The sequence below is a fragment of the Fusobacterium perfoetens genome, assembly GCF_021531595.1.
In the GTDB taxonomy this organism is placed as follows: Bacteria; Fusobacteriota; Fusobacteriia; order Fusobacteriales; family Fusobacteriaceae; genus Fusobacterium_B.
In genome coordinates this window covers 1-22957 of record NZ_JADYUD010000021.1, presented here as the reverse complement: position 1 = coordinate 22957, position 22957 = coordinate 1, and the positions used below count along the sequence as shown (strand labels likewise).

Annotated in this window: 17 protein-coding genes; 10 read left to right on the top strand and 7 right to left on the bottom strand. The window is 28.8% G+C overall.

What is annotated here, in order from left to right; genetic code table 11:
• The first annotated feature begins 305 nt into the window (after positions 1-305).
• Positions 306-3239, top strand: coding sequence for a chondroitinase family polysaccharide lyase (locus tag I6E17_RS09480; RefSeq protein WP_235237013.1), 2934 nt, complete (start codon positions 306-308; stop codon positions 3237-3239).
• Between the two features lie 107 nt (positions 3240-3346).
• On the opposite strand, the gene I6E17_RS09475 is transcribed toward I6E17_RS09480, so the two are convergent.
• Together I6E17_RS09475 and I6E17_RS09470 are read right to left on the bottom strand one after the other, a co-directional pair.
• Positions 3347-3532, bottom strand: coding sequence for a M23 family metallopeptidase (locus I6E17_RS09475; RefSeq protein WP_235237012.1), 186 nt, complete (start codon positions 3530-3532; stop codon positions 3347-3349).
• A gap of 11 nt (positions 3533-3543) precedes the next feature.
• Positions 3544-4905 (bottom strand): MATE family efflux transporter, encoded by a 1362-nt coding sequence (locus tag I6E17_RS09470; RefSeq protein WP_235237011.1) that lies wholly within the window; start codon positions 4903-4905, stop codon positions 3544-3546.
• Between the two features lie 507 nt (positions 4906-5412).
• Here I6E17_RS09470 and I6E17_RS09465 point away from each other — a divergent pair.
• Both I6E17_RS09465 and I6E17_RS09460 read left to right on the top strand, forming a co-directional pair.
• Positions 5413-6186, top strand: a complete 774-nt coding sequence (locus I6E17_RS09465) for a threonine/serine ThrE exporter family protein (RefSeq protein ID WP_235237009.1) — start codon at positions 5413-5415, stop codon at positions 6184-6186.
• The gene (locus tag I6E17_RS09460; protein ID WP_235237007.1) at positions 6183-6641 is read left to right on the top strand and encodes a threonine/serine exporter family protein; all 459 of its coding nucleotides are present in this window, start codon (positions 6183-6185) and stop codon (positions 6639-6641) included. Before I6E17_RS09465 ends, I6E17_RS09460 begins: the two co-directional genes overlap by 4 nt.
• 139 nt (positions 6642-6780) lie before the next feature.
• Here the strand turns inward: I6E17_RS09460 and galT are convergent, their stop codons facing one another.
• Positions 6781-8289: a UDP-glucose--hexose-1-phosphate uridylyltransferase gene (gene galT, locus I6E17_RS09455; RefSeq protein ID WP_419180986.1), complete on the bottom strand. Its 1509-nt coding sequence runs from the start codon at positions 8287-8289 to the stop codon at positions 6781-6783.
• A gap of 8 nt (positions 8290-8297) precedes the next feature.
• Positions 8298-9479 (bottom strand): galactokinase, encoded by a 1182-nt coding sequence (locus tag I6E17_RS09450; RefSeq protein WP_235237003.1) that lies wholly within the window; start codon positions 9477-9479, stop codon positions 8298-8300.
• A 191-nt stretch (positions 9480-9670) separates the two neighbouring features.
• On the opposite strand from I6E17_RS09450, the gene I6E17_RS09445 reads away from it, so the two are divergent.
• The 5 genes from I6E17_RS09445 to mglC all read left to right on the top strand — a co-directional run bounded on the left by I6E17_RS09445 (position 9671) and on the right by mglC (position 15753).
• Entirely contained in the window at positions 9671-10882 is a 1212-nt protein-coding gene (locus tag I6E17_RS09445) for an ROK family transcriptional regulator (RefSeq protein WP_235237001.1), read from the top strand.
• Complete coding sequence (locus tag I6E17_RS09440) at positions 10869-11921, top strand: aldose epimerase family protein (protein WP_235236998.1); 1053 nt, start codon at positions 10869-10871, stop codon at positions 11919-11921. The genes I6E17_RS09445 and I6E17_RS09440 overlap by 14 nt, the downstream gene beginning before the upstream one ends.
• A gap of 177 nt (positions 11922-12098) precedes the next feature.
• Positions 12099-13115 carry a galactose/glucose ABC transporter substrate-binding protein MglB gene (gene mglB / locus I6E17_RS09435; RefSeq protein WP_235236996.1) on the top strand — a complete coding sequence of 339 codons (1017 nt, stop codon included), beginning with the start codon at positions 12099-12101 and terminating at the stop codon, positions 13113-13115.
• Positions 13116-13198: 83 nt separating this feature from the next.
• Positions 13199-14704, top strand: a complete 1506-nt coding sequence (gene mglA / locus I6E17_RS09430) for a galactose/methyl galactoside ABC transporter ATP-binding protein MglA (protein ID WP_235236994.1) — start codon at positions 13199-13201, stop codon at positions 14702-14704.
• 26 nt (positions 14705-14730) lie between these two features.
• Positions 14731-15753, top strand: a complete 1023-nt coding sequence (gene mglC, locus I6E17_RS09425; protein WP_235236992.1) for a galactose/methyl galactoside ABC transporter permease MglC — start codon at positions 14731-14733, stop codon at positions 15751-15753.
• A gap of 68 nt (positions 15754-15821) precedes the next feature.
• On the opposite strand, the gene I6E17_RS09420 is transcribed toward mglC, so the two are convergent.
• Positions 15822-18032: a TonB-dependent receptor gene (locus I6E17_RS09420; protein WP_235236991.1), complete on the bottom strand. Its 2211-nt coding sequence runs from the start codon at positions 18030-18032 to the stop codon at positions 15822-15824.
• Between the two features lie 260 nt (positions 18033-18292).
• Between I6E17_RS09420 and I6E17_RS09415 the strand changes: the two genes are divergently transcribed.
• Positions 18293-18670, top strand: coding sequence for a VOC family protein (locus tag I6E17_RS09415; RefSeq protein ID WP_235236989.1), 378 nt, complete (start codon positions 18293-18295; stop codon positions 18668-18670).
• Positions 18671-18756: 86 nt separating this feature from the next.
• Here the strand turns inward: I6E17_RS09415 and I6E17_RS09410 are convergent, their stop codons facing one another.
• Positions 18757-19956, bottom strand: a complete 1200-nt coding sequence (locus I6E17_RS09410; RefSeq protein ID WP_235236986.1) for an argininosuccinate synthase — start codon at positions 19954-19956, stop codon at positions 18757-18759.
• A 65-nt stretch (positions 19957-20021) separates the two neighbouring features.
• Complete coding sequence (locus tag I6E17_RS09405; RefSeq protein WP_235236985.1) at positions 20022-20762, bottom strand: basic amino acid ABC transporter substrate-binding protein; 741 nt, start codon at positions 20760-20762, stop codon at positions 20022-20024.
• 783 nt (positions 20763-21545) lie between these two features.
• Between I6E17_RS09405 and argH the strand changes: the two genes are divergently transcribed.
• Positions 21546-22957: argininosuccinate lyase (argH, locus tag I6E17_RS09400; RefSeq protein WP_235236983.1), on the top strand; the 1412-nt coding region annotated here is incomplete at its 3' end.

Genomic DNA, 22957 nt, shown 5'->3' with positions numbered 1-22957 from the left:
TCCTAAAAGTGTTGTAAAGTTCATACTTTACATTACTATTACCTGTAATTTTTTATTAATTTAATATACTTTATTAATTTACATTAAAGTGTAAAATGAAATAAAAATTTTTAAATTTCTTATAAACTTTAAAATATATTCTTAAAAATTAATAAAAAATAATTAAAATTTATATTTTAATATAATCATTTTTGTTTCAAATCAGAAAGAAAATATTGAATATAGAAAACTGAAGATTTATTTTTTCTTTCATTCAAATTATAATAGTCGTATATTTAAATTTATTATGAAAGGAAGATAGATTAATGACAGGAAAAAATTTTATAAAAAAATTGCTTATTACAGCACTTTTTACTCAGACAGTGGCAGCTTATGGAAATACTATTTACCAGTTTGAGAAAGGAATGCCAGATAATTTTATAGCTTCTAAAACTTCTAAAATAGGAATTACAGACGAAAAATCAAAAGATGGAAATTATTCTTTAAAGTGGAATTTTAATAACAAAGATACTCTAAAAATAAAAGGAAATACAGAATATACTGTATTTAATAAGGCAGGAAAAGAAAAAGCAAGATCAAGTTTTGCCATGTGGGTTTATAATAAAAAAGCAATTAATGATAAAATGAAAGTAGAATTTAAAAAAGATGGAGAAACTAAATGTAGTTTTGATGTTAATATGAACTTTGAAGGTTGGAGAACAATGTGGGTTCAATATGACAGAGATATGCAGGGAAAAGCAGAAGAGGGAATGGATGAAATTATACTAACTGCTCCTAATTCTTCTGGAGAAATTCTTATAGATCAGCTTTATCCAAGCACTCTTATAGATCCAAGACACAATGCAAGAGATGAACAAGTAGATTTTGTAAATTTAAATGCAGATACAGCTACTAATGCTCACTGGATGGCTCTTTATAAAAATTATAACAGAATAGAACATAAGAAAGCTTCAAAATTAACTAAAAACGAGCAAGAGGGAATAAAAGCTATAGAAAAGAAATTTAAAGACAACATAATGAAAAAAGTAAAAGTTACCCCTCTTCTTATAGAAGAAAATAGAAAAAAACTTACAGAATATAAAAAGACTTCTCTTGTTACACCACAAACCTCAGAACTTTACAGAAGTTTTTCTGAAGAACAAAAGTCATATTTAAATAATACTCAAATTTTACAATATGGAAAATGGATGAGAGAACTTGGATATATGTATAATTCAACTAATAATAAAGAATATCAAAAAGAAATATATGATATTTTCCAAGAAGGATTAAATTACTTATATGAAGAGGGCTGGATAAAAGGAAGTTGCCAAGGAACAATTCATCACTTAGGTTATCAAGTAAGAGAACTTTATCAGTCAATATTTTTAATGAAAGAGCCTTTACAAAAATCAGGAAATCTAAAAAAGGCAAAAGACATGGTAACATGGTATAGTGCAATGGGAATTTTATACACACCTGAAAATGAAATAAAAGGTGTCAATGTAGATGTACTTAATACTATGCTTCCTGGTATGTTAGCAGCTACACTGTTAAATGAAGATGAAAAAATTGAAGCACAAGAAATAACTCAGCTTAAAAATTATCTTTCTAAATCAATAGAATATGCTCCTGGACTTCTTGGAGGATTTAAAGAAGATGGAGCTGTGTTCCATCATATGCAGAACTATCCTGCATATGCTAAAGGAGCTTTTGATGGACTTACTCCTATTATGTATTACTTAGGAAATACAAATTTTGCTATAGAAAATTTTGATATAGTTAAAAAAGCTTTGCTTATGACAAGAGTATATTCAAATAAACACAATTGGCTTCTTACTCTTAGTGGAAGACACCCTAATGATGCTTTTCAAATTTCTGATGATGTACTTGCTTATGCTGCATATGGTCAAGAAAAAGGTGTAGATAAAGAACTTGCAGAAGCATATTTAAGACTTGCTCCTGAAGGAAAATTTGCAGATGAATTTAGAAAAATGGGATTTAAAGCTGAAGATGCTCCAAATGGATCTTGGACAATGAATATGGGTTCTCTTCAACTTCAAAGAAGAGGAGAATGGCTTGCAGGAGTAAAAGGATTCAGCAGATATTTAGTAGGAAATGAAACATATATTAAAAATAATATTTTTGGAAGATATATGAGTTATGGAACATTCCAAATACTTGAAAAATCTTTGAAAGATAGTGGATTTGTACAAGAAGGATGGGATTGGGCACATTATCCTGGAACAACAGCAATAGCTCTTCCACTTGAGCAAATGAAAGCGCCTATATCACAAGTAGATACCTATAGTGGTGTAGAAGAAATGCTTCTTTCAGATGAAACATATTCAGGAGGAAACTCATTGGATAATAATGGTATGTTTGCAATGAAATTACATGAAAATCCGAAATATAATGGAAGCCACAGAGCAAGAAAATCTGTTTTCTTTTTTGATAACAGAGCAATTCTTCTTGGAAGCAATATAGAAAATAATGATATTAAGAATGAGACACATACAACATTATTTCAAAATTATTTAGAAAGTGAAAGAATTGAAAAAGTAAATAAAAAATCATCAGGAACAGAATACATTTGTGACAGTCAAAATAATTTATATAAGATTAAAAAAGGAAATATAGTATATAAAAAAGGGATACAAAAATCTTATGATCAAAAGATAGGTACTCCTACTGAAAATAATTATGAAATTGCATATATTAATCATGGAACAAATCCTAAAGATGCTTCTTATGAATATGCTATTTTAATAAAAGGTACTTCTTCTGAGCAAGAACAATTTAAAAAAGACAGTGGGTACAAAGTATTGCAAAAAGATTATAATGCACATATTGTTCAGGATGAAATTTCAAAATTAAGAGGTTATGCACTTTTTGAAGCAGGAGAAATAAAAAATGATAATTTTATAAAATCAGTAGATACTCCATCTATGGTATTAATTATTCCAGAAAAAGATAATATCAAATTAAGCTTTGTTGATCCTGATTTAAGACTTTATGAAGGAATTGATGAAACTCAATATGATAAAGATGGTAATATGAAAGAAGTAAGTATTTATTCAAGAGTTAAATGGAATGGAAATGATTCTATCCCTCATGTTTCAACTCTTGTTCTTAAAGGAAAATATGAAATAGTTGAAAAAAATGAAAATATATCATCAGAAATTAAAAATAATGAAACTATTTTAAAAATAACTACAGTTTATGCAAAACCTGTTGAAATTATTTTAAAAAAAATATAAAAATTTAAATAAAAATATCTGCGTTTCATCCTTTTTTATGGGATAAAATATGCAGATATTTTTTTATAAAAAACAATTTTTTTATAAAATATTATAGGTCTATTTACCTACAATATTTTATTTTCAAGAAAAATATTAGGATCTACAAAAGTTGTTCCTATACTTATAGTAAAATGAAGATGTGGTCCTGTTGTAAAGCCAGTATTTCCGCTTTTTCCAATATATTGTCCCTTTTTTAACATATCTCCCTTTTTTATATCTATGTGGCTCATATGTGCATAAGCAGAAAACACATTTTTATCTCCTATATAAGTGATTTAATCCATTTTCCTGATTTAAGTCTTGGTATTGTCATAGCTACTTTAAATACATCTTCAAGGCATACACATAAATATACTACACCTATTCCAGCATTAAAATATATTGCTGCGATAAATGCAAGCGGAACACCAAAAATCCATACACCTAGTATTTCTGTTATTATAGCATATAAAACATCACCACCACCTCTTAATATTCCTATAATTTGTGTTATTCCAAAAAACCTGAAAGGAACAGCAACAGCCATTATTCTTAAAACAAGAGTTATATCTTGTTGAACTTTTTCTGAAGTATTAAAAAATACATTTATAAAAGGAGCTGTAAAGAAGAATATAATTCCAATGAAAATACCAACTAAAACACAAAATTCAGACATTTTATAAGCATCTTTTTGAATAGATTTAAAAGACTTTCCTGCACCTATACTGTTTCCTATTATTATAGAACTTGCTACTGCAAGCCCTGTACCAAATATATTAAATAAATTATTTGTTATAGTGGCTATTTGCATTGTGGCTATAGCATCTGTTCCCAAAATAGCATATGCTTTAGAATATAAAGTAATACCTGCTATCCACATAAAATCATTAAATATAACTGGAAAGGCTGTTTTAAAATAAATTCTGATAGTTTTAAAATTAAAGTCTAAAAGCTCAGATATTTTAGCTTTAAGAGGATTTTCTTTTAAATATATTTTATATAATATAAAAATCATTTCTGCAAATCTTGCAAAAGTTGTTCCGAGAGCAGCTCCAGTAACTCCTAATGGTTCAATTCCAAGTTTACCAAATATAAAAATATAATTAAGAACAGCATTAAATATAAGCCCTATTATACTTGCTTGCATTGGAAGAGAGGTTTGAGCTATACTCCTTGATCCTACAGAAAATGCTAGAGATATACATGTAAATATATAACTTAAAGCAACAGCTTTTAGATAACCTTTTCCTAAATCTATTACCTCTACACTATCACTGAATGCCCCTATTATAAGTTCTGGATAGAAAAAAGCAAGTCCTGCAAAAAATGAACCAAGTATAAGTGAAAAAACTAAAGATATCCCTATATATCTTTTTATATTTTGAATATCTTTTCTTCCCCAGAACTGAGACATAAAAACTCCAGCCCCTAAGCTTATTCCCATAACTGTATAATAAAATAATAGATAATATTGATTTGAAAGACCAACAGCAGCTATTTCATTTACCCCTAAATGACCAATCATGATATTGTCTAAAAGATTTAGTGAAGCACTTATAAGATTTTGCAAAATAATTGGTGCTGCAAGAATTACTAAAGTCTTTATAAAGAGCCTATCAAATTTTCCTAAAAATTTTTTTCTCATTAAAACTTTCCTCCAAAAAATAAAAGCAGTGGGTAATAAGCCGCCCAGCTACTTTTTTAAATTTACCTTATCTTTTTTATATAATACTATATAAAAACTTATCAGTCAATTATAAATAAACCACTTTTAAAAAATTATTTATTACAATTTATAATTTAATTGTTATAAAAATTTAAAAAAATTTAACGATTAAATATTAGATATCAAAATAAAGTCTCTCTGATTTGGAAATAAATAGAAATTCCAAAAAACAATCACTCAAAATATGTATAATTAATTTGGAATTGCTGCACAGTAATATCTAATTTTATGTTTATTTTCAATACTTTTTAACAATTTTACAGAGAAAATTAAAATCGCAAAATACAAAACAAAAATAAAGTTTATAATAAGTTTACGGCCTATATAAATATTTTTTTAAAATTATTTTTTAGTCTAAAGAATAAAGTAGCATCTCAAATAAAACTTTGTTATAATTATTATATATTATACTTGTGGGGGAGCTTTATGACAAATAATTTTTCTGAAAGTCAAGTTTTAGAATTAGCCTCTTATACTGGAAAAGTAATCCTTCAAAATGGAGGAGAAGTTTACAGAGCAGAAGATGTAATAGGAAGAGTTGGTCGTCATTTTGGATATGATGTTGACGCTTTCGTTACTCTTACTTGTATTGTTGTCTCCGTTAAAGGATCTGATGGAAAATATTATTCTCAGGTTACCCGTGTAAAAGGAAGAGATTTAAATCTAAATAAAATACATAAAATTAATAATCTTATAAGGCATATAGATGAATACACATATAATGATTTTTTTGAAAAAGCAAAAAGTATAGAAAAAAATTTTTATTTAGAATTTCATAGATTTGTCTTAGGTTGTACAATTATAGGTGCTACTTTCCCTGTTCTTTTTAATACATGGATTAATGAAATAGTTATAGGAGGAATAGGAGGTTTTCTTGTTGGAATTATACTTACTATTTTAAATAAATATAAGGTAAACAGTGTTATAACTAACATTATCGGTGGAATGATTTGTTCTTCTGTTGCTTGTCTTGCAACATATATGGGTTATACAGAGCACACTTCTATTATAATCATTTCTGATTTAATGATTTTTGTACCAGGGATAGCTTTTGTTAACACCATAAGAGATCTTACTTCAGGAGATTTAATAGCTGGAACTTCTCGTTTTACTGAAGTTATAATGGTGGCTGCTTCTCTTGCTGTAGGAACAGGTATTATTTTAAAAACATATATGACTTTAGGAGGTGTTGTATATTGATAGTTCAATTCATTTTTGCTTCCTTAAGTGCTTTGGGATTTGCATATATATTTAATGTAAGAGGAAAAATAGCTTGGGCTGCTGCTACTGTAGGTGGAGCTGGTTGGATTATATATCTTATATCTGTTAAATTAGGTGTTTCACTTGGATTTTCTTTCTTTATAATAGGAGCAGCTGCTACAATAGGGTCTGAAATGATAGCAAGAATATTTAAAACACCTGTAACTTCAGCTCTTATTCCAACTATAACTCCTATAGTTCCAGGAAGTGGAGCTTATTATACTATGTTCTATCTTTTTAATGGACAGTCTGAACTTGCCACACAAAAAGCTATAGATACATTTATTATGACAGGAGCTATGATTCTTGGATTTTTAGTTGCCTCTGATATTTTTAAACTTTATACAAAATATAAAATAAGAAAATTAAAAAGAAAACAAAAAGAAAGTTTATAAATATATCATATGATAATGAAATACAGACATGTTTAATTTGTCTGTATTTTTTCTTATGGGACTTTTTTTAATTTTATAACAAAAAAGAAACTGTTTCCAGTTCCTTTTCCGTGCTGTTTATTCAATAATATTTTAGAAATTATTGGTTTAAAGACTCTATAAATCTTCTGTATCCAGCTTTTCCCTCTTCATCTTGCTTATACACTCCTGCATTTTCAAGAACTTTAGAAAAAGCTACTCCAATTTCAACTTTAATTATATTTTCTATATTTTCAGATGTTATATCTTCATATTTTTTAAGAATTTCTTCACACCAATCAGCATGTTTTTCTACTTTTTCATTGTTTCTTATAAGTTCAATGGCATTTTCTTTTACCATAAGGTCTGCAAGAATTTTCATTTCTTCTTTTAATCTTCCTGGAAGGACAGCAAGTCCCATTACCTCAATAAGACCTATATTTTCTTTTTTGATATGATGAAGCTCTTGATGAGGATGGAATATTCCAAGAGGATATTCTTCAGATGTTCTATTATTTCTTAAAACAAGATCTATTTCATAATCATTGTTTCTTTTTCTTGCTATAGGAGTTATTGTATTATGAGGTGTCTCTCCTGTAAATGCAGAAATTTCACACTTCATATCACTATACCCTCTCCAAGCAGTAAGGATTTTATCTGATAAATCAACTAATTTTTCTTTTGAATTTCCTCTTAAACGGATAACAGACATAGGCCATTTTACTTTTTCTACAACAACATCTTCAAATCCTTTTATTGTAAAAGTTTCCTCAGCTTTTGCCATTGCCATAGGGAAATCATGATGTCCTCCCTGGAAGTGATCATGACTTAATATAGAACCTCCAACTATTGGAAGATCAGCATTTGAACCTACAAAGTAGTGAGGAAAAATATCTACAAATTCTAAAACTCTTTCAAAACTTCCTCTATCTATTTTCATAGGTCTGTGAACACCTGAAAATAGAATACAGTGCTCATTATAGTAAACATAAGGAGAGTATTGTAAAAACCAAGGTTCATTTGTAAGTGTCACAGGAATGATTCTGTGATTTTGTCTTGCAGGATGATTCATTCTTCCTGCATATCCTTCATTTTCTTTGCAAAGAAGACATTTTGGATATGAAGACTGAGGAGCAAGTTTTGCTTTAGCTATATCTCTTGGATCTTTTTCTGGTTTAGAAAGATTTACAGTGATTTCAATATCTCCATATTCTGTATCAGCAAACCAGTGCATATTTTTAGCAATTCTATCTGTTCTTATATAATTTGTATTTTGTGAAAATGTATAATAATTATTAGTAGCAGTTACAGGAGATACTTTGTAATCTTCTGTAAATTTTTTAATAACTTCACTTGGTCTTGGAGTAAGTTCTCCCATTATCTTTGTATCAAAAAGATCTCTTTCATCAAATGTATTTTCAATAAGACCTTTTTCCGCAGCCCAGTCACACATTCTTTCTAATATTTCATAAGGCTTTTCTATTTCAAAAGTCTCTGTTACTTCTTCGCAATCATTTAATCCAAATACAGACAGAAGTTTATTTCTACTGTATGTAATATCTTCTTTTTCAATAAGATTAGTATTTTCAGCAAAAGCCAAAAGTTTTTCAATTTCTAAATATATATTTATATTTTCCATTAACATTCACCTAACTTTCTTGATCCATCTCCAACATTAGCTACATAGAAGTCTGCTTTTAGTCCTGTTTCTTTTGTATATTTTTCTCCTACATTTTTAATAAATTCATCAATAAATTCATTTTTAACTAAACTTACTGCACATCCTCCAAAACCTGCTCCAGTCATTCTTGCACCAACAGTTCCTTCTTGTTCCCATGCAGCAGCAACTATAGCATCAAGTTCTTTTCCTGTTACTTCATAGTCATCTCTTAAAGATACATGTGAAGCATTCATTAGTTTTCCAAAAGCTTCAATGTTATTTTCTTTTAGATTTTTAACACTGTCTAAAACTCTTACATTTTCAGAAACAGCATGTCTCACTCTTGGTAAAGCTTCTTCTGATTTTATATATTTTTTTACTTCTTCAAATTCTTCTACTGTCATATCGCAAAGATGATTTATTTTTTTACCTGCTTCTTGAATATCTTTTAAAGCTGCTTCACATGAAGATCTTCTTTCATTATATTTAGAATCTGCAAGTCCTCTTCTTTTATTAGTATTCATAATTACTATTGAAATTCCTTCAAGTTTTACAGGAACATAATCATATTCAAGAGTATCACAGTTAAGAAGAATAGCTTTATCTTCTTTTCCCATACCTACAGCAAATTGATCCATAATACCACAACTTACACCTATAAATTTATTTTCTGCTTCCTGACCAAATTTAACTATATCTATCATAGAAACTTTATCATTAAGTCCAGATATTTCTCTTAAAATTGTTCCCATAAGAACTTCAAGAGAAGCTGAAGAAGAAAGTCCTGCTCCATTTGGTATATTTCCAAAGAAAACAATATCTGCTCCATGTTCTATTTTGTATCCATGTTTTAGGAAAGTATCAATTACACCTTTACAGTAATCTGCCCATACATCATTCTTTATTAATTTTTCTAATGAAAATTCTATTATTCCATCTTTCTCAAAGTTCATAGAATACATTCTAAATTTATTGTCTTCTCTTCTTCTACAGACAGCATATGTCCCGAAACTTAGTGCACAAGGAAAAACATATCCTCCGTTATAATCTATATGTTCTCCTATTAAATTAACTCTTCCAGGAGTAAAGAATATTTCCTTTTTACCACTCTCTCCAAAGATTTCATTAAATTTTTCAGCTACTTGCATTTCTACTGTCATTTTTTATCCTCCCAACCAATATGTTATGTACTTTAATTATACTTTGTGTTATAAAAAAAATAAAATTTTTTAGGAAAAATATGGTATACTTTATTAAAAAAATTAATAAAGTGTATGTTTTATTTATTTTTTATTTTGACAAATGAGGACAAATATATTAAATATAATAGTAACAGAGATAGAGGTGTTATATGAAACAAAGTATAAGGGAAGAAGAAATTCTTAGAATTATTAAAGAAAGAAAGACAATTTCCCGGCTTGAGTTAGCTGAAATATTTGATTTGACCCCTGCTCGTATTTCAAAGATAATAAAATCACTTTTAGATAAAGATATTATCCTTGAAAAAAATATAGGAGTTTCTACTGGAGGAAGACCTCCTGTAATACTTACCATAAATGAAAAGATATTTGGAGAAGTATTAGGACTTAACCTAGCTCCTAAAAATATTTTTCTTACAGTAGGACAAATAAATGGAGAGATAAGTAAAAGAAAAAAATACTCTCTTGAAAAAATTCAAGATGAAGACATTTTAAGTTTTATTGAAAAACTTATTGCTACTACTCTCGCAGCTGAAAAAAAAATCGGGGTAATTACAATCATTATTACAGGATTTGTAAACCGTGAAAAAGGGATCTCTATAATGTCTCCTCACTATAAATGGAGAAACTTGAACATTGTAAAACATTTAGAGGAAAAATTTCATATTCCTGTATTATTAGAACACGATGTAAGAGCAATGGCACTTACAGAACAACAAATAGGAGCTTGTAAAGGCGTTGATGATTTCGTTATATTTAATATATGCGAAGGAATAGGAACATGTACATGCATTGATGGAAATATATATAGAGGTTTCAACTCCATGGCTGGAGAAATGGGCCATATTGTTATAAATACCAGCAGTATACGGAAGTGCTCCTGTGGAAAAAGAGGATGTTTAGAAGCAGAATCATCAAATACTGCCATTATAAACAGAATTACATCTGACATAAAAATTGGAAAATATAGCATGCTGAAAGATATATTATCAAAAAAAGGTTCTCTGGATATGGATGATATTCTTTTGGGAGTTAAAAAGCGTGATTTTCTAGCTATACAAGTAACCAATGAAGCAGTTGAATATATTGCACAAGGACTTAATATTTTAGTATCTATTATAGATCCTGAAAAAATAGTTCTTGTAGGAAATATTTTTACCAGTAAGTTTCTTATGGATACTCTTAAGTTTGAACTTAATAAATTTTCTTTAGAATTTCAAAAATGTATTATAGAGCCTACTAAATTGGGAGATGAGTTATTTTATTATGCTCCTATTGCAGTAGTGACAAAAAATATTTTTGAGAATAAAGAATTTACTAAAAAGTATATAACTAGACTGGGAGGTTCCTATGATTTCAACTGATGTTAAAGATTGGGGAGTTACAAAAGATGGAAGGCAGGTTTTCTGCTATACTCTTAAAAATGAATTTTTAGAAGTAAGTATTTTAAATTATGGTGGAATTATTCAGAAAATAATGATGCCAGACAAAAATGGAAAATTTGAAAATATAGTTCTTGGATTTGACAATATAGAAGGATATGAAGAGCGTTCACCACATTTTGGAGCTATTGTAGGCAGAACTGCTGGAAGAATAAAAAAGGGAGAACTTATTATAAATGGATCTCTTTATCAGCTTAAAACAAACAACTGTGGAAATAATCTTCATGGATATCCTGAATTTTATGGTCAAAAAATATGGGACTGTTCTCTTAAAGAAGAGGGAAAAAGAGCAGTTCTTACATTAAAAAGGACTTCTCCACATTTAGAAGCAGGATATCCTGGAAATGTGGAATTTACAATTAATTATGTATTAGAAAATAATACTCTTACTTTGGAATATGAGGGTATTCCTGATAGAGATACCTACATGAGTCTTACTAATCACACATATTTCAATCTAAGTGGAAATTATAAAAAGGACATTGGCAATCAAAAAATTACACTGTATTGTGACAAATATCTAGAAGTTGACGAAGAAACTCTTCCTGTAAAAATTTCAAAAGTAGATAATTCTATTTTTGATTTAAGAAAAGGAAGATACTTTAATGAGATTTTTAGTTCTGATGAAGAACAAGTAAAAATAGTTAATCAGGGAATAGATCATCCTTTCGTTCTTTCTCATAAAGAAAAAATTGATGCAGAATGTATTGATGAAGAAAGTGGAAGAATAGTAGAAATGAAAACAGATCAGCCTGCTGTTGTTATATATACAGGAAACTGGCTTGATGAGGTAGGAATTATTTCAGGAAATATTATATGCAAAAATCATTTTGGATTCTGTCTTGAAACTCAAGACTATCCCGATGTATTGAAATTTATTCCTGAAAAAGGAAAGATTTACACACCTGATAAAAAATATTATCAAAAAACATCCTTCATTTTCAAATGTTTTGTCAAATAATTAAAAAAAGTGTATTGACAAAATACAAATTTAAAAGTATATTAAAAGAGAAAGAATTAAAAATTCTTTAAATATACTAAAAATTGTGATTTTAAAAATTATTTTTTCTCGCAAAGAAAAATAAATATTAAAATAAAAATATAAGGTATATTATAAAAACTTAGGAGGTAATTTTTTATGAAAAAAGCTAGTATTTTTTTAGGAGCAGTTATCTTAGCAGCAGGACTTGTTGGTTGTGGTGGAGAGAAAGCAGCCGAAACTAAAGCACCAGAAAAATTAAGAGTTGGTCTTACAGCATATAAATACGATGACAACTTCATTGCTTTATTTAGACAAGTAGTAAGTGACGAAGCAGCTAAAGTTGCTGATAAAGTTGATTTACAAATGAACGACTCTCAAAACAGCCAAACTACACAAAATGACCAAATAGATGTAATGTTATCAAAAGGTGTTGACTCTTTAGCTATCAACCTTGTTGACCCAGCTTCAGGAGCAACAGTTTTAGAAAAAATAAAAGCTGAAGGAGTACCAGTAGTATTCTACAATAAGAGACCTGATCAATCAGTTATAGATTCTTATGATAAAGCTTACTATGTAGGAATTGATCCTAATGCTCAAGGTATCGCACAAGGAGAATTAATCGCTAAGTTATGGAAAGAAAATCCAGCTCTTGACCTTAACAAAGACGGAGTTATCCAATATGTTATGTTAAAAGGAGAACCTGGACACCCAGACGCAGAAGCAAGAACAATTTATTCTGTAAAAACTCTTAACGAAATGGGAATCCCTACAGAAGAACTTCACTTAGACGCTGCTCTTTGGGATACAGCTATGGCAAAAGATAAAATGGACGCTTGGTTATCTGGACCTAACGGAGATAAAATAGAAGTTATTATCTGTAACAACGACGGAATGGCTTTAGGAGCTATTGAATCTATGAAAGCATTTGGAAAAGCTTTACCAGTATTTGGTGTTGACGCTTTACCAGAAGCTCTTGTAAAAATTGAATCTGGAGAAATGGCAGGAACAGTTCTTAACGATGCTAAAGGTCAAGGAACTGCAACATTCCAAATCGCTGTTAACTTAGCAGCTGGAAAAGAAGCAACTGAAGGAACAGATTTAGTTCTTGAAAATAAAGTATTATTAGTTCCAAGTATCGGAATTGACAAATCTAATGTAGCTCAATTCAAATAATATTCATAAATGAACAGATATTTAGAGAGAGTGTAAACATTTCACTCTCTCTTTTATATAAGGATACAAACAAAGGAGATAATATGGAAAATACAAACTACTTATTAGTGATGGATAATATCTCTAAAGAGTTTCCGGGAGTAAAAGCTCTTGATGGTGTTAATCTTAAAGTAAGACCTCACAGCGTTCATGCTCTTATGGGTGAAAACGGTGCTGGAAAATCAACTCTTATGAAGTGTTTATTCGGAATATATAAAAAAGACGGAGGAAAAATTATTTTTGATGGAAAAGAAATTAATTTTACTTCTGCAAAAGATGCTCTTGAAAATGGAGTATCAATGGTTCACCAAGAGCTTAACCAAGTAACTCAAAGAAATGTTCTTGATAACATATGGCTTGGAAGATTTCCTATGAAAGGGTTATTTGTTGATGAGAAAAAAATGTATGATGATACTGTAAGAATATTTAAAGATCTTGATATTGAAGTAGATCCTCGTATGAAGGTTGCAGATCTTTCTGTATCTCAAAGACAAATGATAGAAATAGCAAAAGCTGTTTCTTATAACTCTAAAATAATAGTAATGGATGAACCTACTTCATCACTTACAGAAAATGAAGTTAAGCACCTTTTCAAAATCATAGATAAATTAAGAGATAAAGGATGCGGAATAGTTTATATTTCACATAAAATGGAAGAAATTAAAGAAATTTGTGATGATATAACAATAATGAGAGATGGTAAATGGGTTGCTACAGACTCTGTTTCAGATCTTACTACAGACCAAATTATAAATATGATGGTTGGTAGAGACCTTACAAACCGTTTCCCTCCAAAAGATAACGAAGTAAAAGAAGTTATTCTTAAAGTAGAAAATCTTTCTGCTCTTCATCAACCTTCTTTAAAAGAAGCTACTTTTGAACTTCATAAAGGAGAAATCCTTGGAGTTGCAGGACTTGTAGGATCTAAGAGAACAGATATAGTTGAAACTATATTTGGTATAAGAGAAAAAGCTTCTGGAAAAATTATTTTAAATGGAAAAGAAGTACAAAATAAAACTCCTGGAGAAGCTATAAGAAATGGTTTTGCCCTTGTTACTGAAGAAAGAAGAGCAACAGGAATATTCAGTATGCTTGATATCAAAGTAAACTCTATTGTATCAAACATAGATAAATATAAAAATAAAGTTTTAGGACTTCTTGACAATAAAAAAATGATTGAAGATACAAAATGGGTTATTGATAGTATGAGAGTTAAAACTCCATCTCAAGGAACTCAAATAGGAACTCTTTCTGGAGGAAATCAACAGAAAGTTATTTTAGGAAGATGGCTTCTTACTGAACCAGATGTTCTTATGCTTGATGAACCTACAAGAGGTATTGATGTTGGAGCAAAATATGAAATTTATCAACTTATGATAGATCTTGCTAAAAAAGATAAGGGAATTATTATGATTTCTTCAGAAATGCCTGAACTTTTAGGGGTAACTGATAGAATTCTTGTCATGAGTAACGGTAGGGTTGCTGGCATTGTAAACACAAAAGAAACTACACAGGAAGAAATTCTAGCTCTTTCTGCTAAATATCTATAAACTATGAAATAATAAGGAGAGAAACTATGCTTTTACCAAAAACAAAAGAAGGAAATATTGATATTAAAAAATTGTTAATCCAATCAGGATTGTATTTAGTTTTACTTATAATGCTTCTTCTTATAATTATTAAAGAACCATCTTTTTTAAGTATAAGAAACTTCAGAAATATTTTAACTCAGTCATCTGTTAGAGCAATTATAGCTCTTGGAGTTGCTGGACTTATTGTTACAACTGGTACTGACCTTTCTGCAGGTAGACAAGTTGGATTTGCTGCTGTTATTTCAGCTACATTACTTCAAGCTACTACAAATGTAAATAAAGTTTTCCCTAATTTAGGTGAAATTCCTTTAATAGTTGTAATTTTAGCTGTAGTTGTTGTTGGAGCAATCGTGGGAGCGTTTAACGGTGCTGTTGTTGCATTCTTAAATCTTCACCCATTCATTGTTACAATGGGTTCTATGACAATCGTTTATGGATTAAACTCATTATACTATGACTATGTTGGAGGATCTCCTATTTCTGGATTTGATGCAAGATATACAAGTTTTGCTCAAGGTGCTTTCAATATAGCAGGATTCAGACTTCCATATCTAATTATATACGCAGCTATCTGTACAATAATTATGTGGATTTTATGGAATAAAACAAAATTTGGTAAAAATTTATTCGCTGTTGGAGGAAACCCTGAAGCTGCAAGAGTATCTGGAGTAAATGTTGCACTTACACTAATTACAGTTTATGCTCTTTCTGGAATCTTCTATGCATTTGGTGGATTCCTTGAAGCAGGGCGTATTGGATCAGCTACAAATAACTTAGGATTCATGTATGAAATGGATGCAATTGCTGCCTGTGTAATAGGAGGAGTTTCATTCTACGGAGGAGTTGGAAAAGTTCCTGGAGTTATTCTTGGAGTAATAATACTTACAGTTATTAACTATGGATTGACTTATGTTGGTGTAAGTCCATACTGGCAATATATCATAAAAGGAGCTATCATCATAGTTGCTGTTGCATTTGACTCTATGAAATATTCTAAGAAAAATTAGTTTTTAAGTAATTTATATAAAATGCCGAAAAGATTTCTTTTCGGCATTTTTATTTTATTTATATAATTTTATAAAACTATACTTCCTGCAATATAATAATTTCTTTCAGGGGCTGGAATAGATGTTGAAGAAGTTTCGTAATAGTTATATTCTTCATTAAACAGATTATTTACTCCACCTTTTAAAATGAAATTATCATTTACAGAATATTGAATATAAGCATCTGCAACTCCATATCCAGAAATTTTTGTTGTCTTAGGAACTTTTCCACTTTCAGCAAGTTCTCTTCTCTCATATCCACTGTTATAAGTATAACCTGCTCCAACTGATAACTTATCAGTTAATTTATAATCAGCACCTAAAGTAATTTTCCAATCTGAAACCATTGGAACTTTATCTCCTTTTTCTAAATAAGTTTCTCCTGCATCTTTATTTACAGAACCGACCTTAGTAATTTCAGCATTTACATATGAAACAGATTGATTTAAAGTTAATTTATCAAAATATTGTTCAGAATAAAGTTCTGCTCCAACTCTTCTTGTTTTTCCAATATTTACAAATCTCCATAATTTTGTTGCAGGATTATCTGCATTTCTATCAAGAGTTGCTATTTCATCATTTGTCTGAGAAGCAAAAACTGTTGCTGAAACATAGCTGTTTCCTATAAAATCTCTCACACCAAATTCAATGCTGTCAATAGTTTCTGAATCAAGATTACTGCTTTGATATTCAGTTGTTTTTCCATTGTTGATTTTATTTGTAAGCTGTGTTGGAAGAGGGGAAATAAAGCCTCTTTCATATCTTGAATATACACTTCCTGTGTCGCTGTATTTATATGTAAGTCCTATTTCTCCTGCAAAGTTATTTGTTTCTTCATCAACTTCAGAAGTTTTTGGAGCTACTTCTATAGACATAGGTATTTGTTGTTGATTATCTCTTATAATTGTAATATTTGGTTTTGTATTTGTTAATCTATTTCCGTCATATTTTGAATATTCATATCTAAGCCCTGTTGTAAGGTTTAATCTGTCAGTTAATTTATAATCATTTAAAGCATAAACAGCATGAGTATCCTTATCCATATCTACAAAAGTATCTGTCTTAAATGTTGCTTTAAAATTTTGCCCCATAACTTTTCCTGTAAATTCTTCTGTACTTACTAAACTGTCTCTTTTTAAATTTGCTGCTGTATAATCATATCCAAAAATTAAAGTTCCTCTGTTATATTCATATTTTGATTTTAATTTAACACCCTCTGTTTCTTCAACAAATTTTCCTGTCATACTTCCCTTAACATCTTTATCTATTTTTATGCTGTTTATCATTGCTGAAGAAGAGGGCATATTTCCTTTTATCATTTCAGCTGTCTGCTCTTTACTCATTGTATCATCTTGAATAAAATTTCTTTCATATTTTGTTTTAAAAGCATTTGCATAAAATGTTAAATTATCTTTTGCCTTATATTCATAATCCAATGCAAATGATTTTCTTTCAGAGTCAGCAGAAATATTTTCTCCTGCAAGTTTTCTGTTGTGTTCTAAAAGAGATTTTTCCACAGCAGTTGAACTTGTGCTGTTATCATCATAATGGCTTGCTTGAAATTTAACTCTGTGTTTTTCATTTATTTTATAATCAAATCCACCATTAAAACTTTTTGATTCAAGTTCCTCATTATCTCTATATCCATTTTTATTTACATATTGCCCAGCAAAATTTACATAAAAATCTTTATCTATCATTTGCCCTATGGCAAATCCTGTATCTCTTGTTCCATAAGAACCATATTTCATATCTGCATTTACAAAATTTTCCCTTATATTTGATTTTGTGATTATATTTACAACTCCTCCTGTAGTTCCACTTCCGTATAAAACAGCTCCTCCACCAGGAATTATTTCTATCCTTTCAATTGAATTTACAGGAATAGAATTAATAGGAAGTGTTCCCATTGCTTCTTCCAATGGTGTAATTGCAATTCCATCAACCATAGTTTTTACCCTGCTCATAGAACGCTCTCCACTTCCTCTTAAATTTACTACAGGCCCAAACTCTGTCTCTTGAATAACAACATTTGGAGTATCTTTTAAAATACTTTCTACATCACTATACTGTTTTTTCTTAATTTGTTCCTCTGTTATAAGAACCACATTTTTATTTTCTTCAATAATAGGTTTTTCAAAACCAGCTGTAGAAGAAACAACAGTTTTATCAAGCTGTATTTCTGAAACAGCATAAAGATTTGCAGAAGCGATAAATGACATAATTATAATTTTTTTCATAAAGTTTTACCTTCCCTTCGTAATAAAATTTTAAAGTTTAAAAGTCAACAACTTTATATCATATTTTATTTTGCATGTCAAACTATTTTTTGATTAAATTTTTTGTTACAAAAATAATGAAGTAAAAATATTAAATAGAAAGTATGGCAAAAATTATAAAATGAAATTTATAAATGATAATTGAATTTTTTCTAAATATGTTATAATACTGTATATATTAATTATTCAAAAATAAAAATAATATTTAACGGAGGATAATTATGATAGAACATATAGGTATCTGGACAGAAAATTTAGAAGAGATGAAAAAATTTTATTGTAGATATTTTAATGGAAAATCAAATGAAAAATATATAAATAAATTAAAAGGTTTTGAATCTTACTTTATATCTTTTGAAGGCAATGCAAGATTAGAGTTAATGAAAAGACACGATATAGATCAAAGAAGTTATAAAGAAATTTTAGGATTTGCTCATTTAGCTTTCAAAATAGGAAGTAAAGAAAAAGTAGATGAAATTACAGAATTATTAAGAAAAGATGGGTATAAAGTAGCAGGAGAACCTAGAGTTACTGGAGATGGATATTATGAAAGTGTAATACTTGATCCTGAAAATAATAAAATAGAGTTAGTAGGATAAAAATATCTGTTATTTTTTTATATTTAAAGTAAAATGAAAACCAACTATTTGCAGAATAATCAGCATTTAGTTGGTTTTATTTTAAATTATTTGCTTCTTAAAAGAGCTTCAATTTTTATTGGAAGACCAAAAAGATTTATAAATCCCTCTGCATCTTTTTGATTATAAACATTATCTTCGTCAAAAGTTGAAAAATCTTGTGAATATAAAGAATATGGAGACTCTGTTCCATTTAATATAATATTTCCTTTATAAAGTTTTAATTTTACAGTTCCTGTAACAAATTCTTGTGTTTCATCTACAAAAGCTGAAAGAGCCTTTCTATATTTTGTAAACCACTGCCCATTATATATAAGTTTTGCCATATCATGTGAAAGTTTTAATTTTGCTTGTAAACTATCTCTATCCAAACAAAGTCTTTCAAGTTCTTCATGGGCAAAGTAAAGTATAGTTCCTCCTGGAGTTTCATAAACTCCTCTTGATTTCATTCCTACAAGACGGTTTTCTACAAGATCAATTACTCCTATTCCATGTTTTGCCCCAATTTCATTAAGTTTATTTATAAGTTCCACTCCTTCTAATTTTTCATTATTGATTTTTACTGGTATACCTTTTTCAAAATCTATTGAAATATATTCAGGAGTATCTGGAGTTTTTTCAAGAGGAAGAACCCATTGAAGCACTTCATTATATTCAGGTGCATTTGCAGGACTTTCAAGTTCTTGTCCTTCATGGCTTATATGAAAAAGATTTTCATCTCTGCTGTATGTAGAAGTTTCTTTAAAAGGAAGTTCTATTCCATGAGATTTTAAATATTCTATCTCTTGTTTACGAGATTTTATATCCCAAATACGCCATGGAGCTATAACTTTTGTATTTGGAGAAAGAGCTTTTATTCCAAGTTCAAATCTCACTTGATCGTTTCCTTTTCCTGTTGCTCCATGAACTATATAAGAAGCATTTTCCATTTTTGCTATTTCAACAAGAGCTTTAGCAATTACAGGTCTTGCAATAGATGTTCCTAGAAGATAAGTATTTTCATATTTTGCTCCTGATTTTATCATAGGAAAAATAAAATCATTTACGAGTTCTGATTTTTTATCTGCTGCATAAAATTTAGAAGCTCCTATTTGAAGTGCTTTCTCCTCAACAGCTTTAAAATCCTCTTTCTGTCCTACATCAACTGCCACAGCAATAACTTCAAAATCATAATTTTCTTTTAACCAAGGTATTATAACAGATGTATCAAGACCACCTGAATATGCTAGAACAACTTTTTCTTTCATAATAATTTCCTCCAAAAATAAAATTTTCAATATAGTTTCAAATAGTTTTCATAATTTCATAATAATTAATCTTGTGCAAAGTATTTTTTCATAAGTTTTTCATAAGTACCATTTTCATTTAATACTTCAAGAGCTTTATTTATATCATCTGCAAGAGCTTTATTATCTTTCCCTACAGCGATTGCATATTCTTCTTTTGCAACATCTGTATTGATTAAAGCAAGTTCAGAATTTTGTTTTGCATAATTTTTAGCAGGTTCTGAATCAAGAACAACAGCATCAACTTTTCCAGCTTTAAGAGCCATTATTGCTTCTCCTGTCCCATTGTATCTATGAACTTTTACCCCTTCAATTTCACTTACAGCTATATCTCCAGTATATCCAAGAACAACTCCAACATCATGACCTTCTAAATTATCAAATGAATCAACTGCAGGTTTTGCTTTATTTACAAGAATCATTTGATTTGATACATAGTAAGATTTTGAAAAATTAACAAATTTCTTTCTCTCTTCAGTTGCACTCATTCCAGCTATAATAATATCTAATTTTTTAGATTGAAGTGCTGGAAGTAGTCCATCAAAAGATATATTTTTCCATTCAACTTCTTTTCCAAGTTCTTTTGCAATAGCTTCCATAAGTTCAACATCAAAACCTACTATTTTTCCATTTTCAAGATATTCAAAAGGCTGAAATTCAGCATTTGTTCCAACATAAAGAACATTTGCTTTTTCCTTAGCATAAACACTAACTGCTCCAAATACCATCATAAGTAACACAACCACCTTAAATAACATTTTTTTCATAAAATTTCCTCCTTAAAATTTAAAAATAAAAATTTATAAATAATTAAAAATTATTTTTGGGTATAAAAAAAACAGATCATGCTTTTAATGCTGATCTGTTATATACTGTAAAAATATATAAAAATATAAAATACAAAGCTGAAATTTTTAAAATACAGCCACTGTGTATAAATAAAAAATATAAAAATATCTACATAAAATTTTTATATGAAAATGCATAAATACAAATTGACTATATATTATTCAAAAATTTCTTTTTTAGAGAATGAGCCCTGTACCTGTCAGACGCATTAAAAAAGATAGTATATAAATTTGTTATATAGTCCCTGTTCCTCATTTTTACTGCGTTTAACATGAAGTTCTCCTCCTTTTTTTAATTTTTCTTCTTTTGTTAGAGCAATAATATCACAATAAATTTATCCCGTCAATAGTTTTTTAAAAAAATTTTTTTTATATATTTTTCATTGACAAATAAAATTTGAAGATATATAATTAGAAAAATTAAAAATCAAAATTCTTTAAAGGGAGATAAAATGAAAACTATGCTACTAAGGAAACAAATAAATATTAAAACTGAATATCTTTTATTTGTCATTCTTAGTACTAGGTGTAGTATTTAAAATTTTATTTTCTTTTACTGCTTTATAATAGTTATTATATATTTATAAGAGAATTAATATTTAAAATTTTAGAAACCGACTCAGTTTAAGACTGATCGGTTTTTTTATTACAAAAATAAAAAAGAAGGGAGAGTATGCCATAACAGAGGCAGAAGTAATAATTATGCAATATTTTTCAGGAAGATTTAAAGAAAAAGCAAGTGATTTAATATTAGATTTCCATTCTACAATAAAATTTGAGCAAAGAATGGCATTTTATGACATAATAGGAAGTATTGCCCATGTAAGAGGTCTAGGAAAACAAAATATTATAAAGCTTGAGGAAGCACAACTTATAGAAAAAACTTTAATTGAAATTTTAAAAGAAATAGAAGAGGGAAAATTTAATTTTTTAGTTGAATATGAAGATATTCATATGAATATTGAAAAAGTGTTAATTGATAAAATAGGAGATGTTGGAAAAAAACTCCACACAGGAAGAAGTAGAAATGATCAGGCAGCACTTGATTTAAAACTTTATATAAAAGATGAGATAAAAAAAGTACAGTCATATATTATTGAGCTTATAGAAATTCTTATTAAAACAGCTGAAGATAATTTAGATACTTTTATGCCTGGATTTACACATCTGCAAAAAGCTCAGCCAATTACTTTTGCACATTATATGATGGCGTATGTTGAAATGTTTAAAAGAGATTATAAAAGACTTGAAAATACTTTTAATTTGATGAATGTATCTCCTCTTGGATCTGCAGCTCTTGCAGGAACAACTTATCCTCTTGATATGGAATATACAAGTAAAATTCTTGGTTTTGAAGGACCTGTATGGAACAGCCTTGACGGAGTAGCTGACAGAGATCATGTAATGGAAACAATAAGTGTTTTTTCAATTATAATGGTTCACCTTTCTCGTTTTTGTGAAGAAATAATCTTATTTTGCTCAAATGATTTTGGATATATTGAACTTAGTGATGCTTTTTCTACAGGAAGCAGTATAATGCCACAAAAGAAAAATCCTGATGCAGCTGAACTTATAAGAGGAAAAAGTGGAAGAGTCTTTGGAGACTTAATGGGAATTTTAACTGCAATGAAAGGAATTCCACTTGCATACAATAAAGATATGCAGGAAGATAAAGAATCTTTTTTTGATGCTGTTGATACAGTAAAAGCATGTTTTACAGTTTTTAATGGAATGGTGAAATCCATGAAACCTAAAAAAGAAAAAATGCTTAAAGCCTGCCACGATGGCTTTATAAATGCTACGGATGCAGCAGACTATCTTACAAAAAAAGGATTAAGTTTTAGAGATGCTTATAAAATAACTGGGGCAATTGTATCATATTGTATTGATAATAAAAAATCTTTAGAAAATCTTTCTATAGAAGAATATCAAAAATTCTCTAAATTATTTGAAAATGATATTTATAAAGAAATTGATATTCAAGTGTGTGTTGAAAAAAGAAAAACTTTTGGTGGACCATCAAAAGAAAAAGTAAAACATCATATTGAAAATACAAAAGAATTTACAAAATCTGCAATAAAAAATCTTAAAAATTATAATCTTAATAATATTAT

Excerpts from the sequence above, each read along its gene's own strand:
- mglB (WP_235236996.1), top strand. The coding sequence starts at position 12,099 with ATGAAAAAAGCTAGTATTTTTTTAGGAGCAGTTATCTTAGCAGCAGGA.
- I6E17_RS09470 (WP_235237011.1), bottom strand. The coding sequence starts at position 4,905 with ATGAGAAAAAAATTTTTAGGAAAATTTGATAGGCTCTTTATAAAGACT.
- I6E17_RS09440 (WP_235236998.1), top strand. The coding sequence starts at position 10,869 with ATGATTTCAACTGATGTTAAAGATTGGGGAGTTACAAAAGATGGAAGG.
- I6E17_RS09405 (WP_235236985.1), bottom strand. The coding sequence starts at position 20,762 with ATGAAAAAAATGTTATTTAAGGTGGTTGTGTTACTTATGATGGTATTT.
- I6E17_RS09420 (WP_235236991.1), bottom strand. The coding sequence starts at position 18,032 with ATGAAAAAAATTATAATTATGTCATTTATCGCTTCTGCAAATCTTTAT.
- I6E17_RS09465 (WP_235237009.1), top strand. The coding sequence starts at position 5,413 with ATGACAAATAATTTTTCTGAAAGTCAAGTTTTAGAATTAGCCTCTTAT.
- mglA (WP_235236994.1), top strand. The coding sequence starts at position 13,199 with ATGGAAAATACAAACTACTTATTAGTGATGGATAATATCTCTAAAGAG.
- I6E17_RS09415 (WP_235236989.1), top strand. The coding sequence starts at position 18,293 with ATGATAGAACATATAGGTATCTGGACAGAAAATTTAGAAGAGATGAAA.
- mglC (WP_235236992.1), top strand. The coding sequence starts at position 14,731 with ATGCTTTTACCAAAAACAAAAGAAGGAAATATTGATATTAAAAAATTG.
- I6E17_RS09445 (WP_235237001.1), top strand. The coding sequence starts at position 9,671 with ATGAAACAAAGTATAAGGGAAGAAGAAATTCTTAGAATTATTAAAGAA.
- I6E17_RS09410 (WP_235236986.1), bottom strand. The coding sequence starts at position 19,956 with ATGAAAGAAAAAGTTGTTCTAGCATATTCAGGTGGTCTTGATACATCT.
- I6E17_RS09450 (WP_235237003.1), bottom strand. The coding sequence starts at position 9,479 with ATGACAGTAGAAATGCAAGTAGCTGAAAAATTTAATGAAATCTTTGGA.
- I6E17_RS09480 (WP_235237013.1), top strand. The coding sequence starts at position 306 with ATGACAGGAAAAAATTTTATAAAAAAATTGCTTATTACAGCACTTTTT.